General features: G+C 54.4%; 8 protein-coding genes, 3 tRNA genes and 5 pseudogenes. 8 read left to right on the top strand and 8 right to left on the bottom strand.

Annotated features, from left to right (window positions below; genetic code table 11):
- The first annotated feature begins 186 nt into the window (after nt 1-186).
- The 4 genes and pseudogenes from BCA33_RS18510 (at nt 187) to BCA33_RS18495 (ending at nt 3,690) form a co-directional block, all read left to right on the top strand.
- Entirely contained in the window at nt 187-1,182 is a 996-nt protein-coding gene (locus BCA33_RS18510; protein WP_071268157.1) for a TRAP transporter substrate-binding protein, read from the top strand.
- A gap of 40 nt (nt 1,183-1,222) precedes the next feature.
- Nucleotides 1,223-1,762, top strand: coding sequence for a TRAP transporter small permease (locus BCA33_RS18505; RefSeq protein ID WP_071268155.1), 540 nt, complete (start codon nt 1,223-1,225; stop codon nt 1,760-1,762).
- Nucleotides 1,763-1,766: 4 nt separating this feature from the next.
- A pseudogene (locus tag BCA33_RS18500) lies at nt 1,767-3,070 on the top strand (TRAP transporter large permease).
- A 59-nt stretch (nt 3,071-3,129) separates the two neighbouring features.
- Complete coding sequence (locus BCA33_RS18495) at nt 3,130-3,690, top strand: winged helix DNA-binding protein (RefSeq protein WP_071268153.1); 561 nt, start codon at nt 3,130-3,132, stop codon at nt 3,688-3,690.
- A 114-nt stretch (nt 3,691-3,804) separates the two neighbouring features.
- Here BCA33_RS18495 and BCA33_RS18490 read toward each other — a convergent pair.
- The 6 genes and pseudogenes from BCA33_RS18490 to alaS all read right to left on the bottom strand — a co-directional run bounded on the left by BCA33_RS18490 (nt 3,805) and on the right by alaS (nt 8,653).
- Nucleotides 3,805-3,881: transfer RNA gene (locus tag BCA33_RS18490), tRNA-Arg, on the bottom strand.
- A gap of 56 nt (nt 3,882-3,937) precedes the next feature.
- Nucleotides 3,938-4,014, bottom strand: a tRNA-Arg gene (locus BCA33_RS18485).
- 64 nt (nt 4,015-4,078) lie between these two features.
- A tRNA-Ser gene (locus BCA33_RS18480) sits at nt 4,079-4,168 on the bottom strand.
- 129 nt (nt 4,169-4,297) lie between these two features.
- Nucleotides 4,298-4,495, bottom strand: a complete 198-nt coding sequence (gene csrA, locus BCA33_RS18475; protein ID WP_071268151.1) for a carbon storage regulator CsrA — start codon at nt 4,493-4,495, stop codon at nt 4,298-4,300.
- Nucleotides 4,496-4,676: 181 nt separating this feature from the next.
- Nucleotides 4,677-5,915 carry an aspartate kinase gene (locus BCA33_RS18470; protein ID WP_071268149.1) on the bottom strand — a complete coding sequence of 413 codons (1,239 nt, stop codon included), beginning with the start codon at nt 5,913-5,915 and terminating at the stop codon, nt 4,677-4,679.
- Nucleotides 5,916-6,024: 109 nt separating this feature from the next.
- Nucleotides 6,025-8,653, bottom strand: a pseudogene (gene alaS / locus BCA33_RS18465) (alanine--tRNA ligase).
- 141 nt (nt 8,654-8,794) lie between these two features.
- Between alaS and BCA33_RS18460 the strand changes: the two are divergent.
- Nucleotides 8,795-9,346 carry an RDD family protein gene (locus tag BCA33_RS18460; protein ID WP_071268147.1) on the top strand — a complete coding sequence of 184 codons (552 nt, stop codon included), beginning with the start codon at nt 8,795-8,797 and terminating at the stop codon, nt 9,344-9,346.
- A gap of 17 nt (nt 9,347-9,363) precedes the next feature.
- On the opposite strand, the pseudogene lptG reads toward BCA33_RS18460, so the two are convergent.
- Nucleotides 9,364-10,424: pseudogene (lptG, locus tag BCA33_RS18455) on the bottom strand (LPS export ABC transporter permease LptG).
- Nucleotides 10,417-11,520, bottom strand: coding sequence for an LPS export ABC transporter permease LptF (gene lptF, locus BCA33_RS18450; protein ID WP_071268145.1), 1,104 nt, complete (start codon nt 11,518-11,520; stop codon nt 10,417-10,419). The pseudogene lptG and the gene lptF overlap by 8 nt, the downstream one beginning before the upstream one ends.
- A 248-nt stretch (nt 11,521-11,768) precedes the next feature.
- Here lptF and BCA33_RS18445 point away from each other — a divergent pair.
- The 3 genes and pseudogenes from BCA33_RS18445 to BCA33_RS18435 all read left to right on the top strand — a co-directional run bounded on the left by BCA33_RS18445 (nt 11,769) and on the right by BCA33_RS18435 (nt 16,714).
- A pseudogene (locus tag BCA33_RS18445) lies at nt 11,769-13,258 on the top strand (leucyl aminopeptidase).
- Nucleotides 13,248-13,766 carry a DNA polymerase III subunit chi gene (locus BCA33_RS18440; RefSeq protein ID WP_071268143.1) on the top strand — a complete coding sequence of 173 codons (519 nt, stop codon included), beginning with the start codon at nt 13,248-13,250 and terminating at the stop codon, nt 13,764-13,766. The pseudogene BCA33_RS18445 and the gene BCA33_RS18440 overlap by 11 nt, the downstream one beginning before the upstream one ends.
- 96 nt (nt 13,767-13,862) lie before the next feature.
- A pseudogene (locus BCA33_RS18435) lies at nt 13,863-16,714 on the top strand (valine--tRNA ligase).
- The last annotated feature ends 2 nt before the right edge of the window (nt 16,715-16,716 follow it).

Below are 16,716 nucleotides of genomic sequence, written 5' to 3'. Positions count from 1 at the left end.
TTAATTCGATAATTTGTCGGCATTTTACTGGCCCCAGGTTTGACAGCGCGAAAGCTCCCGACTAGTTTTGGTTAAATAAAGCACGAAATCGATACTGGAAAGTAAGGTGAGATCGGTGCTTTAACACATACAACAATAGACACAGCCGGCATTCCCAATGAATGTACGCGCCAAGAGGCAACCATCATGCAAAAAAGCAACAGACCCTTTCGCCAGCGCGCTGGCAGCGTGCTTACGGCCGCCGCGCTCACTTTAATAGTTGGTAGCGCCCAAGCTACTGACTGGGACATGCCCACACCCTACGGCGACTCTAACTTTCACACGGTTAATATTCGCCAGTTCGCAGACGATGTACGGGAAGCGACCGACGGCGAGCTGAACATTACCGTTCACAGCAGTGGCTCATTGATCAAGCACCCGGAAATCAAGAATTCCGTTCGCCGCGGGCTGGTACCTATTGGCGAGCTTATTATGTCGCGCCTTGCTAATGAGGACCCGCTGTTTGAGGTTGACTCTGTACCCTACCTTGCCAGTGATTACGACGAAGCCTGGAAGCTCTGGCAGGCATCAAAAGACATACTATCCAAGCGCCTGGAAGGCCAGCGCCTAAAACTGCTTTTTTCCGTACCCTGGCCGCCTCAGGGCATTTACACCCAGTTTGAGGTGAAAACCGGTGAGGAGCTGAAAGGCGTAAAAATGCGCGCCTATAATAAGTCCAGCGAGAAGCTCGCGGAACTGCTCGGCGCCATACCAACGCAGGTAGAGGTACCCGATATACCAACTGCGTTCGGCACAGGCCGCGTGGACGCAATGATCACCTCGCCTTCTACTGGCGCCAATACTCGCGCCTGGGATTACCTGACCAACTTTAACCATGCCCAGTTGTGGCTACCCAAAAACATGGTCGTTGTTAACGCAAAAGCCTTTGCCAATTTGTCTGAAGAAGAACAGAAAGCTGTGGAAGATGCCGCCAAGGTCGCAGAAAAGCGCGGTTGGGAAGCCAGTAAAGCGGAAACAGAAACTAAGATAAAAATCATGCAGGACAACGGCATTGAGGTATCCGAGCCCTCGCCTGAGCTGGTCAAACGCCTACAAAAGATCGGCAAAACGATGACTCAGGAATGGCTCGACCGCGCAGGCGAAGACGGTCAAGCCCTGCTCGATGCGTACCACAAGCAGTAAACAAACCGAACTATTCAGACGATAACAAGAGAGCAGACTGATGCGCCGAGCACTTGATGCGTTTTACAGGCTAGGCGGCGCACTTTCTGCGTTGTGTCTGACCCTTATCATGGTATTAATCGTGGCCCAGGTGCTGGGCCGCGTATTGGACGAGCTTCTGGGATGGGTGGGCTTCGACGCGCTCGGCCTGACTGTACCAGGGCTTGCGGAACTGGCTTCGTTCCTGCTGCTTGGCGCAACGTTTTTTGGTCTCGCCTACACATTTTGGCAGGGTGGCCATATCCGTGTCACTTTGGTGCTCCAATACCTGCCCAAGCCCCTTCATCGTGTTATGGATATGGCAGTCACTCTGATAGCTGCCGCTATTACCGGTTTTGCCGTATGGCACAGCGCACGCTTGACACTGGACAGTTACGATTTTGGCGACCTCTCAATTGGCATGGTGCCTGTACCCCTGTGGATTCCCCAGGCCGTCATGACGCTCGGCCTTCTCTGGTTATTGATAGCCTTGCTGGACGCGCTGTTTTCGCTTGCCACTGGCCGAATCACCCAGCTAACCAACGAAGCACCTCAGGAGTAAGCTCATGGACATGATCTGGATGAGTTTGCTACTGCTATGTGTGCTCCTGGCGCTTCTGGCTGGTGGCCTGTGGGTCGCATTTTCGTTAACTACCATCGGTTGCGTTGCGCTGTATTTTTTCAGCAGCATACCTGTGGGCGACAGCTTGTCGACGGCCTTTTACAGTGCCAGCGTGTCCTGGGATTTGGCGGCGCTGCCAATGTTCATCTGGATGGGCGAGGTGTTGTTTCGCTCGCGCCTGTCGGAAGAGATGTTTCGCGGCATTTCACCCTGGGTCGGCAAGGTGCCCGGCCGACTCCTGCATACCAACATTATAGGCTGCGGCATTTTCGCGGCGATATCTGGCTCGTCCGCTGCGACAGCCGCAACCATTGGCAAAATGTCGATTCCCGAGCTAAGCCAGCGTGGCTATAACAAGAACCAGATTCTTGGAACGCTAGCCGGATCTGCCACGCTGGGGCTGCTGATTCCTCCTTCTATTATTCTCATCGTGTACGGTGTCGCGACCGAACAATCCATCGCGCGCCTGTTTGTTGCCGGCATTCTGCCCGGGTTGTTATTGATGTCTCTGTTTGCCGGTTACGTCATGATCTGGTCTCTTCTAAATCCCTCTGGCATACCCGCAGGCGAGGCCGAAACCTTCTCGTTCCGGGAAAAAATACGCCGCAGTCGCCCCCTTATTCCCGTGATGCTGTTGATTATCGGGGTGATTGGTTCTATCTACGCCGGCCTGGCCTCTCCCACGGAATCGGCTGCTATCGGCGTGGCCCTGGCGCACCTGCTGTCCTGGAAAAGTGGTTCAATGAACCGGAGCACCTTTTCCAGCGGGCTAATGGGCACGGTAAGAACCTCCTCGATGATTGCTTTCATCCTGGTGAGCGCGCACTTTCTGACAACCTCTATGGCTTTACCGGTATTCCGAGAGAACTCGCCGCCTGGATTGACACACTGGGCCTGTCGCCCTACATGTTGCTGGTAGCGCTAACGCTGTTTTTCATTCTCTTGGGCTGCTTTTTGGATGGCATCTCCGTAGTGGTTCTGACCACTTCGGTGATTCTGCCAATGGTTCAGGCCGCAGGCATCGATCCTCTGTGGTTTGGTATCTATCTCGTAATCGTCGTAGAAATGAGCCAAATTACACCGCCCGTAGGGTTCAATCTATTCGTAATTCAGGGCTTGACCGGAGAGAACATTCTGCGAATTGCCTGGGCTGCAATGCCCTATTTCCTGTTGATTCTAAGCGGCGTGATACTGATCACTGTGTTTCCCGAAATCGTCACGTACCTGCCCAGTAAAATGGGGAGGTAGTAACGCACTGAAGTGAGCCTTCACAGAAGCACCTGTTAATAAAGAGTACCCGTTTCATTATGATCAAAACCAATGATTCCAAGAGCCAACCAAACAGCCAGCACAGTCAGGACAGCAAGGTAGGCCCGATCGTCTCTTCTGCGCACCTGGCCTCTGGCAGCGCCGTGGAGCTGTCTGAACTGGAGTTTGGGCTGATTGTTGCCGGCAATGCGTTTAATCGCTGGATGGTGCGCTGCATGGACGCAGCAGGCCTGCCGGAGCTAAGCCCCTTGGACATTCTCGTACTACACAGCGTGAATCACCGCGAGCGTCCCAAAAAAACCGCAGATATCTGCCTGGTGCTCAATATAGAGGACAGCCATACCGTAACCTACGCACTTAAAAAACTACTGAAGCACAGCGTGGTCGCGTCGGAAAAACGTGGGAAAGAGACCTATTATTCAGCCACTGAAGAAGGCGCAGCTGTTTGCCGCCGTTACCGTGAAATTCGCGAAGAGTGCCTGATAGACTCGTTACGGAGCCTAGGGTTCTCAGGGGCTGACACGGGGGCTGTGGCCGGCTTTTTGAGGGGGATATCCGGCCTCTACGATCAAGCGGCACGATCTGCTGCGTCGCTGTAATAGGCTCAGGCCGGAGCAGCCTGACTGCACTGGCTCAAATTTTACAGCTAAGCTATACAAAGCAAAACGCCCCAGCCTGTGGAGTACACAAGCTGAGGCGTTTTGGTCTTCATATGGTGCGGCTGGGAGGATTCGAACCTCCGACCGCTCGGTTCGTAGCCGAGTACTCTATCCAGCTGAGCTACAGCCGCGTAAAATCTTTTTCTCACGATTGGGCAGAGCCTTTTCGAGAGCAACTTGCAAAAAGTGGTGCGGCTGGGAGGATTCGAACCTCCGACCGCTCGGTTCGTAGCCGAGTACTCTATCCAGCTGAGCTACAGCCGCACATTGATCACTTATTGTGGTTGGTCGTTACTTCAACCTGTTCTGCCTTTCCTACTAGAAGAAATGGCGGAGAGGGAGGGATTCGAACCCTCGGTACACTTGCGCGTACGGTTCCTTAGCAGGGAACTGGTTTCAGCCACTCACCCACCTCTCCTTCAGGACGGGGCGTATACTACCATAATCGTTCTGTTTTCATAGGGGTAACACGATTTTTTTAGCCTTCATTGCGCCCATACTTAAAAAAATACCCGATTCCCCCCCCCTCAACGTCCTTTGTTTCGGCTCAGCTGTTCCCGGGCTCCGGCTCATCTCCGTCTTTTTCAGACTGAATACGCTGATAAATTTCTTCCCGATGAACTGCAACTTCTTTTGGTGCATTCACACCAATCCGCACCTGGTTTCCTTTCACCCCAAGTACGGTCACGGTGACTTCGTCACCGACCATCAACGTTTCGCCAACACGGCGAGTTAGAATCAACATATCCCTTACTCCCTATTCAGAGCTACCTGTTCCGACAAGTAGTTTTAATTAGCTAAATCTTTATAACGAGATCACTGGCCAGCCATAAGCCGCACATTCCCTTATACGTTCACATGCAGACACAAGGCCAGAAAATAAATCTCTTTTTTTAACACCCGAAACCACCTAGCCGCTGCCTGAGCTACAAGGTTTCTTCTACCCCGGGCTTGTCGAGCTCAAACACACTGTGAAGGGCGCGAACCGCAAGCTCAAGATATTTCTCATCAATCACCACAGAAATCTTAATCTCTGATGTCGAGATCATCTGAATGTTAATCCCCTCAACTGAGAGTGCCTCAAACATTTTGGTCGCCACTCCCGCATGAGAGCGCATGCCAACACCAACGATACTAACCTTCGCAATCTTGGTGTCGCCACTGACTCCGTGGGCACCCAGCTCGTCCGAAACACGCTGAAGCACGTCCTTAGCACGTTTGAAATCGTTACGATGAACGGTAAACGTGAAGGCTGTCCGGTTATCTTCACCAACGTTCTGAACAATCATGTCCACACCAATGTTGGCTTCACTTACCGGCTTCAGTATGCGCAACGCGCTGCCTGGGGTGTCGGGTACTCCCGAGATGGTAACTTTGGCTTCATCACGGTTAAAAGCGATGCCGGAGACGACCGGTTGTTCCATGGCGATATTTTCCTCAAATGTAATCAGGGTGCCTTCACCTTCCTCGAAGCTGGAAAGAACCCTTAACGGAACGTTATATTTTCCCGCAAATTCTACGGCACGAATCTGGAGAACCTTAGAGCCCAGGCTTGCCATCTCCATCATTTCTTCGAAGGTAATCCGCTCTAGACGACGAGCACTGTCCACCACCCGGGGATCCGTTGTGTAAACGCCGTCTACATCGGTATAAATCTGACACTCATCGGCCTTCAGGGTGGCTGCCAGAGCTACCGCGGTGGTATCCGAGCCACCCCTGCCCAGGGTAGTGATATTGCCATCCTCATCAACCCCCTGAAACCCGGCAACCACCACCACACGGCCCGCATTCAGATCCGCACGCATGCGCTGCTCGTCGATCTGCTTGATGCGTGCTTTGGTATGCATATTGTCCGTGAGGATGCGGACTTGCGACCCAGTATAGGAACGCGCATCACAGCCACGCTTCTGTAAAGCCATGGAGAGAAGAGACATGGTTACCTGCTCTCCCGTAGAAACCAGAACGTCCATCTCGCGGGGGTCAGGCTCTTCCATAATTTCGCTGGCAAGCCCTATTAGCCGGTTGGTTTCACCGCTCATGGCCGAAACCACCACAACCACATCATGGCCCGCGTTGCGGAAGCCACATACCTTTTCAGCCACAGCCTCTATACGCTCGGTTGTACCCACCGAGGTGCCACCAAATTTCTGAACAAACAGAGCCATTGTCTTTCCAATATCCGAATCTGAGACCTACGGCAGAGCGGAGCGCCCCACCCGTCAAAAAACAAGCGGCAAGAATTATAAACCCCAGCCACTTCAGAAAAACAGTTGCCTAGGCAATATTTTTCTTAACCCACTCCGGCACCCCAGCAAGCGCATCGGCAAGCTTTGAGGGGTCGTTGCCGCCGCCTTGAGCCATGTCGGGGCGGCCGCCGCCTTTGCCGTCAACCAAGCCCGCCAAGTGTTTCATCAAGTCACCCGCTTTGATGCGACCAGTGACAGACTTGGTGACACCTGCAACCAGGGTGACCTTTCCATCCTCAACGCTGGCGAGAACAACCACGCCCTCACCTAGCTTGTTTTTCAGCTGGTCGGCGGTTTCCATGAGCGTTTTGCGATCCGCACCCTCCAACTCGGAAGCAACCACTTTCAGGCCACCTACGTCCACGGCAGAGTCAGCCAGATCGTTTCCTGCGGAGCTGGCAAGTTTTGCTTTCAGGGCATCAACGTCCTTCTCGAGCTGTCGATTACGCTCAATGGTCTGCTGCAATCTGTCGATAACCGTTTCCCGGCTACCTTTTACCAGGCGGGCAGCTTCACGCAGAGTACGCTCAGTTTCATCCACCCACTCAAGCGCACCAAAACCGGTCACTGCTTCAATACGACGAACGCCGGAAGAAATACCGCTCTCGGATGTAATACGAAGCAGCCCTATGTCGCCGGTGCGAGCAACGTGAGTACCACCGCACAGCTCTACGGAATAGCTGTCTGTACCCATGCTCAACACACGAACAACATCGCCATACTTTTCACCGAACAAAGCCATGGCACCTTTTTCCTGCGCCTGCTCCATATCCGTAATGTCGGTCTGTACTGCGGTATTACCGAGAATCTGCTCGTTTACCTGACGCTCGATTTCTTTCAGTTGCTCCGGAGTTACGGCTTCAAAGTGCGAAAAATCAAAGCGCAGCTTATCCGGATCAACCAGTGAGCCCTTCTGGCCAACATGCTCACCCAACACCTTGCGCAATGCCGCGTGCAGCAGGTGCGTGGCCGAGTGATTACGGCGAGTCCGCTCGCGGCGTGCGTGGTCAATACGAGCGTCTACCTCCAAGCCCTCGAACAGCTCACCCTCTATAAGAGTGCCCACATGCAGATGGTTATCACCGTCTTTGCGGGTATCGGTTACCTTGAAACGACCGCCACTCCAGGTCAGCAGCCCGGTATCACCCACCTGGCCACCGGATTCAGCATAAAACGGCGTACGCTCCAGCACGACAATGGCTTCATCACCTGCCTCTGCGGTTTTCTGTTCGCCATTAACGACCACAGCGCGGATGCGTTCGTGACCATCAATATGGTCGTACCCGGTAAATTCGGTTTTGCCATCAATACCCAGACCGGCCGCGTTGTAATCCATGCCAAATTTACTGGCAGCCCTGGCGCGCTCGCGCTGGCTTTCCATGGCTTTTTCATAGCTTCATAATCCAGCGTCAAGCCGCGCTCACGGGCTATGTCGTTGGTGAGATCCACAGGAAAACCGTACGTGTCGTACAATGTGAAAATGGTTTTCCCTGGAATAATCTCGCCTTCAAGCTCAGCTATGTCCTGCTCAAGAAGGCGCAGGCCTTTATCCAGGGTTTTTACAAATTGCTCTTCTTCTTGCAGCAATACTCTCTCGATCTGCTTCTGACTGCTGACCAGCTGGGGAAAAGCCTCTCCCATCAATTCAACCAACGCACCGGTTAATTTGTGGAAAAATGGGCCGGTAGCACCCAACTTGTTACCGTGACGAGCTGCACGACGGATAATGCGCCGAAGCACAAAACCACGGCCTTCATTTGAGGGCATAACGCCGTCGGAAATCAGGAACGCACAGGAGCGGATGTGGTCGGCAACCACTCGCAAGCTGGCCTCGGTAGTCGCAGCGCCGCCAAGCACAGCAGAGGCCGCGTTTAGCAGATCATCGAAGAGGTCTATTTCATAGTTGCTGTGCACGCCCTGCAGCACCGCTGTAACCCGCTCAAGACCCATGCCGGTATCCACAGACGGCTTCGGCAGGTTGAGCATCTCGCCATCTGCGGTGCGGTTGTACTGCATGAAGACCACGTTCCAGATTTCAATGTAGCGATCGCCGTCTTCCTCGGGGCTGCCGGGAGGGCCACCGGCCACACTCGGGCCATGGTCATAGAAAATTTCGGAACAAGGGCCACACGGGCCGGTATCGCCCATCTGCCAGAAGTTATCTGACGCATAGGGAGCGCCGCCGTTGTCGCCGATACGGACAATACGCTCCGCCGGTACGCCGACTTCTTTATTCCAGATGTCGTAAGCTTCGTCATCGTCTGCGTAGACCGTTATCCACAACTTTTCAGAGGGCAGGTTCAGCCACTGCTCTCCGGTCAGGAAGGTCCACGCGTAGTTGATGGCTTCACGCTTGAAGTAGTCACCAAAGCTGAAGTTGCCCAGCATTTCAAAGAACGTATGGTGGCGTGCTGTGTAGCGACATTCTCCAGATCGTTATGCTTGCCGCCTGCCCGCACACACTTCTGGGTGCTGGTGGCGCGGCTGTAATCGCGCTCCTCACGGCCAAGAAACACGTCTTTAAACTGGTTCATTCCAGCGTTGGTGAACAGCAATGTTGGATCATCCACTGGCACCAGCGAGCTGCTTGAAACAATGGAGTGACCTTGCTGCTTAAAATAATCAAGAAACGCCTGTCGCAACTCTGCGGTTTTCATAGCCCGTTGATACCTTTCCATAAATCCCACCGTAAAACGGCCGGATCCGCGATTGAATACGAATACTTACATGCGTGTGTAAATCGGCTACTCTAGCACACGCCGAGTACATGAAAAACGTGAAACATCACAGGAGACCCCATGCCCCGCCGCTTCCACGCCGCTGATGAACTACTCCCCCCAGCGTCGTTTCTTAAACGATTCCTCGCTATTGTTTACGACGGCCTGATCAGCATTGCCGTGCTCCTGGTTACCACCGGTGCTTACACCATGATAACTGGCTGGGCGAACGGCTGGGTCACCGACTGGGATGCCCCTCTGCAAAAAGCTGAAACGGGTCAGTTATCCGGAGACCCCGGCCTGACGTTTGTGCTATTTCTGGTGATGTATTTGTTCTTTGCCTATTTCTGGACACGTATCGGGCAAACACTCGGCATGCAGGTATGGCGCGTACGTATAGAAAACCTGGATGGCACATCCGTAAGCTGGAGCCAGGCTCTTCGGCGCTACGTAACCGCCGCCGTTGTGTTATTTCTGGCTCTGCTGGCTGGCTACTACCTAGGCGCGGCAACGCTCTTCCTATCGGTTCCTGCCATGATTGCACTGTCCTTCCCGGTAAACGGGCTTTCACTAACCGACCGATTTTCAGACAGCGTTGTTGTCAGCTTGGCCACAAAACCGAAGGCCGGCTAAACCATTCGCCAGGCAGGCTACCCTGCCCGGCGCATCAATACGGCACCAAATACCGCATTCACCGCAATCGGCACGAGAACCGCAAGCACTGGGTTAAACCCGAAAACCAAGCTCATGGGGCCGAGCAAATCCTGCATGTACTTGAACAGCAACCCCACGAGCAGACCGGTAAACACACGAAAACCCATGGTAACCGAGCGCAAGGGCCCGAAGATAAAGGAAATCGCCACCAGCGCCATCACGCCGGTACCCAGCGGCATCAGAGCCTTCTTCCAAAACGCCAGCCAGTATGGTGAGCCATTCAGTTCCTGGTCGCCAAGATAGCTTGCGTAAGTGTACAGGCCCGTCATGGAAAGATTTTCGGGCTTTACGATCAACACACTCAACACACCGGGCGACAAGCCTGTATCCCAGCGCAGGTTTTATGATTTTCGCGGCTTGTTGAGTCTCCTTCCAGGCGTGTGGTGGTGGAATTTTCCAGCAACCAGTGATCACCCTGATAAATCGCACGTTCCGAAAAACTGGCCGCTATTAACTGGCGCTGATCATCAAAGCGAAACATGGAAATGCCGTGCAGTACGCCGTTCGGCTGCACCGCGTTAAGGTGCATAAAGACATTCCCTTCTCGATGCCATACACCATGGGCCGCTGCAACATTTTGGCCAGCGCCAAGAGCAACGGCTTTATAGCTTTGGGCAGTTCGCTCCGCTGGTGGCGCTACGTATTCACCGATAAGAACTCCCGCCAAAACGATAACCAAAGCCGGCTTCATTGCCGACCAAACAACCCGCTTGAGGGACACCCCAGCGGCACGAATGACCGTAAGCTCAGAGGCTCCTGCCATTGTGCCCAGCCCAATCAGGCAGCCCATAAACGCGCCCAATGGCAGGTAGTCGTATATCCGGCGTGGCAGAGTAAGAACCACGTACCAGAGTGCGTTCAGGATCTGATAGTTATTTCGGGTATCGTCGAGTTCCGCAACGAACGCAAAAATCAAATCCAACGACAGCACCACAACCATCACCAGAAGCATAGCGCCGCCAACATTGCGCATTACATAATGGTCAATTTTATGCATTGGCTAGTCCTTCCCGCTGTACCTTTCGCTTGTAAAGCCACGCAGGGCCAAAATGTAGCCACAAGCCCAATGCCAGGAAGATAGCGTGTACCCAAAGCATGCCCAGCCATTCAGGCACTTTACCCTCGGACATTGCATCACGGGCCGCTATGAGCAACCCCAGATATGCAACATAAACCAGCATGGCGGGCAGCAAATGAAAAAACCGGCCTTGTCGGGGGTTTACCCTGCTCAGCCGAACCGCCAACAGCGTTACAATTGGGACAATCAGTGGCAACGAAAAACGCCAATGCAACAAAGCCCTATCTCTGGGGTCATCCGAGCGCATGAGTTGGCCAGTAGTTACCCCTTCGTCCAGCTCCACATCGCCACGGCTACCGCTACGAATCTTCAAACCATAGGCTTCAAAGCCGGTAACCTGATAATCCAGCTGACCGGGTACGCCATCAAAACGAGCACCATTTTCCAAAATAAGGAAGCGACTCCCGGTTTCCTCATCAATTAACTGGGATCCGGCCTCAGCAGCAATGACACTCACACCCTCTCCGTTGCTGCCGTACTCGGCAATAAACACACCTTTGAGCTCACGTTTATCGTCACTGAGCGCTTCGGTATAGGTCACACGCCCACCGGAGGAAAGCTCCTGAAAGCGACCCGGCGCAAGCAAGTCGAACTCTGTTGCCTTCGCCTGTTCGGCAAAGATTTTCTCGACCTGTTTCATGCCCCAGGGCGAAACTACCAGACTCATGCTTCCGACAACCAGCATCACCACAAGACTGCCCATCAGGGTTTTTGAAAGCAGCTGGCGATCACTCAAACCACAGGCGGAAAGCACGGTCATCTCGCTTTCCAGATACATCCGTCCATAGGCGAGCAATATGCCGATAAACAGCCCTAGCGGAAGGATGAGCTCAAGGAACCCAGGGAAGCGATAGGCCATGATCTCAAACAGCACACCTGGTGCGATTTTGCCCTCAGCGGCAGCGGCAAGGTATTTGATAAAACGCCCACTCATGAACACCAACAAAAGGATGCCCGAAACGGCAACCATGCTGACCATAACCTGACGTATGAGATAGCGAAAAATAATGCTCAAAACGGTTTCTCTGCCCGTGTAAACCGGAACATGAAGGAATGGGAAAACTGCGCGTATTCTATGTAACCTTGAGGCTGAATGACAGTGCGCAGACGTTAAGGCCGCGACAGATTAAGTGTCGACAAAGTGAAGCAACTTGCTATCCCAACTTGATAATCCGCCTCCAAACCCCAATGCTTGGTGGTATAGAATCAAATCATTCTCGCCGCTCACCGCAGCGGCATCCCCGGACAATTAAAGGAGTTTCCATGAACTTCAGCCTGAACAGCAATGCCATTACGAGCACCAAAGCCGACTGTTTGGTCGTCGCCCTTCCAGAAAAAGGCGATTGGCCGACCTCCACCACCGAGGCAGACGGTGCATTGGGCGGGCTGATCAGCAAACTCCAAAAAGCCGGTGATGTCAGCGGCAAAAATGCAGAGGCAAACATGGTGCCGCTTAACGACCAGCCTGGAGCAGGCTGCTTATTATCGGCACCGGGAAAGACGCCGACCGCAATAGCGCCAGCTTCCGCAAAGCGCTGAGCGCAATGACCGGCGCTCTCAAGGACGGCCCTTCGAAAAGTGTGCTCATTGCCCTTTCAGATACTGCGATAACCGGCGACGAAAAGACTGGTTCAGAGTTAGCAAAACTTAGCCTGATTGGTCGCACACTTGAAGAGCAGCTCTATCTGTTCAGCGATTTCAAGAGCGAGAAGCCCGCCGCACGGAAACTCAACAAGGTACTGGTGGCCGCTTCTGGCACCGGCAAAGCCCAGAAGGAAGCTTTCAACCTGGGCTTGGCCACTGGCCGCGGCATGAATTACACCCGCGACCTTGGCAACATGCCACCTAACATTTGCCACCCGGTGTGGTTGGCAGAACAGGCAAGCAAAATGGCGGCCGACCACGAATGCATCAAGACCGAGATTCTTGATGAAAAACAGATGAAAAAGCTGGGCATGAACTCGCTTCTGGCGGTTGGCCAAGGCAGCACCCAGCCACCGCGCCTGATTGTTATGGAATATCGCGGCGGCAACGCCAAAGACAAACCCCATGTTCTTGTGGGTAAGGGCATCACCTTCGACACTGGCGGCATCAGCCTTAAGCCAGGCGCTGGCATGGATGAGATGAAATACGACATGGGCGGGTCCGCAGCCGTATTCGGTGCCATGCAGGTGCTTGCGGAAATCCAACCGAAAATCAATGTGGTTGCCGTTATTGCTGCCGCTGAAAACATGCCGGATGGCAACGCCGCCCGCCCAGGCGATATTGTGACCACCATGTCGGGCCAGACCGTTGAAATTCTCAACACAGATGCCGAAGGCCGCCTGGTACTGTGCGACGCCCTCACCTACGTGAAGAAGTTCGACCCGGAGGCGGTGATAGATCTAGCCACCCTCACCGGCGCCTGCATTGTTGCTCTTGGCCACGAAGCTACCGGCTTGCTGGCCAACAACGATGAGCTGGCAAACGAACTGCTGGCCGCCGGTGACCGTGCCAGCGACAAAGCTTGGCGCCTGCCGCTATGGGATGAATACCAGAGCCTGCTGGACAGCAATTTTGCCGACATGGCCAACATCGGCGGCCGCTCAGCGGGCACCATAACCGCTGCCTGCTTCCTGTCGCGCTTCACCAAGGAATATCGCTGGGCCCATCTCGACATCGCCGGCACCGCTTGGCACTCCGGCAAGGCCAAAGGCTCCTCCGGTCGCCCGGTTCCCCTGCTGGTCGATTACTTGATGTCCCATGCCGGATAGTCATGTGAGAAGCAGTCCGACAACACAAACCGGCAGCTCTGCTGCCGGTGACTCCGAGCAGCAGGCAAAGAACCAACGTTATTGGTTCCACATTCTGCTGCAGGACACCCCGGCCGCCCGCCACCTGCACGCTACCAAGCTTGTAAACAAAGCCTGGCAGCAAGGCGACCGGGTGTGCATCGTATGTGATACAACACAACAGGCCGAAGAACTGGACAACCTGATCTGGAATTTCAGCCCGGATGCGTTCATCCCTCACAGCGTCATACCCGACGCCGCCACACCCTGTACCGACCCTGTCGGCATTCTGTTATGCCCACCAATAGCTGAAGACTGGGATACCGTTATCATTCTCTCGGAGACGCTTCCGGCAAATGCAGACAGGTTCAAGCGCCTCGCTTTGGTGGCCCACAACGATCCTGCAGTCCTCAACCAAGCCAGGGCACACTTCAAACAACTCAGGGCGCTGGGTATAGAGCCTCAAGTGCACGACCAAAGAAAGCGCTAGCCTCGCGTTCCGGTTCGCCGCAATCCGGCTGACCATGTATAATCCAGGATTTCAATTTCCCCTTGTGAATCAATCAAACGGTCGCCAGAAAAACCCATGGAAAAAACCTACCAGCCAGAAAACATTGAGCGCCAGTGGTACGAAAACTGGGAATCCAAAGGCTACTTCCGCCCCAGTGGCGAAGGTGAGTCTTACAGCCTCGCTATCCCGCCGCCCAATGTGACCGGCAGCCTGCACATGGGCCACGCCTTTCAGCACACCATTATGGACACACTCACCCGCTACAAGCGCATGCAGGGCCACAACACCCTGTGGCAGGTAGGCAGTGACCACGCAGGTATCGCCACGCAAATGGTTGTTGAGCGCAAACTGGCGGCGGAAGAAGGCAAAACCCGCCACGACCTGGGTCGCGAAGACTTCATAAAGCGTATCAGGGAGTGGAAAGAAGAGTCTGGCGGCACGATAACCGACCAAATGCGCCGGCTGGGCAACTCGGTGGACTGGGACACCGAGCGCTTCACCATGGACGACGGTTTTTACAAAGCCGTGCAGGAAGTCTTTGTTCGTCTGTACGAAGACGGCCTGGTATACCGTGGCAAGCGCCTGGTGAACTGGGATCCGAAACTGCACACCGCTATTTCTGATCTGGAAGTTGAGAACAAGGAAGAAAAAGGCTTTTTCTGGCACCTGCGTTACCCGCTGGCCGACGGTGCCACTACGCAAGATGGCAAAGACTACTTGGTCGTCGCGACCACTCGCCCGGAAACCATGCTGGGCGATACCGCTGTCGCTGTACACCCAGATGACGAGCGCTACCAGCACCTGATCGGCAAGTTTGTCATGCTGCCGCTGGTGAACCGCCGCATTCCGGTAATTGCCGATCACCACGCCGACCCGGAAAAAGGCTCCGGTTGTGTGAAGATTACCCCGGCTCACGACTTTAACGACTACGCCGTGGGCAAGCGCAACAGCCTGCCGATGATGAACGTGCTCACCCAAGACGCGAACATCCGTGAACAGGCAGAGGTGTTCAACAGCGACGGCACCGAAAATACAGAATTGGATGACAGCCTACCCGCAGCCTACGCTGGAATGACACGAGAAGATGCTCGCAAGCAGATCGTGGCTGACATGGAAGCTGCCGGCCTGGTGCAGCAAGTAGAAGACCACGTACTGAGCGTGCCCCGTGGTGACCGTTCTGGTCTGATCATTGAGCCAATGCTGACGGACCAATGGTTTGCCGATGCAAAAACCTTGGCCAAGCCTGCCATTGAAGCGGTTGAAGACGGCCGCATCCAGTTTGTACCCAAGCAGTACGAGAACATGTACTTTTCCTGGATGCGCGACATTCAGGACTGGTGCATCTCCCGGCAGCTGTGGTGGGGCCACCGCATTCCGGCCTGGTATGACACCGAGGGCAATATCTACGTGGGCCGCAGTGAAGAGGAAGTCCGCCAGAAGCACAATTTGGCACCGGATTTTGCGCTGAAGCAGGACGACGATGTGCTGGACACTTGGTTCAGTTCTGCCCTGTGGACCTTTGGCACTCTGGCTGGCCGGAAATCACCGAGCGCCTGAAGACCTTCCACCCTACCGATGTTTTGGTTACTGGTTTCGACATCATTTTCTTCTGGGTTGCCCGGATGATCATGATGACCATGCACTTCATGAAAAATGAAGACGGCACGCCCCAGGTTCCATTCAAGACCGTATACGTGACCGGCCTAATCCGCGATGAGCACGGCGACAAAATGTCCAAATCCAAGGGCAACGTGATCGACCCACTGGATATGATCGATGGCATCGATCTGGCGCCGCTGCTTGAGAAGCGCACCGGCAACCTGATGCAGCCCAAGCTGGCAAAGAAAATTGCCAAGCAGACCGAAAAAGAATTCCCGGAAGGCATCTCTGCTCACGGCACCGACGCCCTGCGTTTTACCCTGGCAGCCATGGCCACCACCGGCCGCGATATCAACTGGGACATGAAGCGCCTGGAAGGCTACCGCAACTTCTGCAACAAGCTGTGGAACGCAGCCCGCTACGTACTCATGAACACCGAAAATGAAGATTGCGGCGTAAATGGCGAGCCAGTTGAGCTATCGCTGGCAGATCGTTGGATTGTCAGCGCACTGCAGCAGTGCGAGCAGGATGTGACCCGCCACCTGGATCAGTACCGCTTCGATTTGGCTTCCCACGCGCTGTATGAGTTCATCTGGAACGAATACTGCGACTGGTATCTGGAGTTGTCCAAGCCTTCGTTGAGCGACGAATCTGGCAGTGCCGAAGCCAAACGCGGTACCCGACGCACTCTGGTGCGCGTGCTGGAAACCGTTCTGCGCCTGGCCCACCCTATCATGCCGTTTATCACGGAAGAAATCTGGCAGCGCATTGCGCCGCTGGCCGACAAAACCGGTGACAGCATTATGCTGCAGCCATTCCCGCAGGTGGACGCCAGCAAGCACGACGCACAAGCCGTCGAGGATATCGAATGGCTTAAAGGTGTGATTGTGGCAGTGCGCAATATTCGTGGCGAGATGAACATTTCTCCGGCCAAGAAGATTCCGGTTCTTCTCCGCGGCAGCAGCGCCGATGGTCAGCGCCGAATGAACGAGAACCGTCAGTTCCTGAGTTCTCTGGCAAAGCTGGAAAGCCTCGAGTGGTTTGAGGGCGACAACGCTCCCATGAGTACCACTCAATTGGTTGGCGATATGGAAGTGCTGGTGCCCATGGCCGGGCTGATCGATAAGGATGCGGAGCTGAAGCGCCTGGATAAGGAGCTTGAGCGCCTGCAAAAGGAAATCGGGCGTTTTGAAGGCAAGCTGAGTAATGAGAAGTTCACTGCCAAGGCACCGGCGGAGGTTGTAGCCAAGGAGCAGGAGAAGCTGGCGGAGGTTCGGAATAACCTGAGCCGGTTGAACCAGCAGCGCACAGATATCGAGGCCATGTAGGT

This window comes from Marinobacter sp. AC-23 (assembly GCF_001858325.1).
Classification (GTDB): Bacteria; Pseudomonadota; Gammaproteobacteria; order Pseudomonadales; family Oleiphilaceae; genus Marinobacter.
This window is presented reverse-complemented; position numbering and strand designations above follow the sequence as displayed.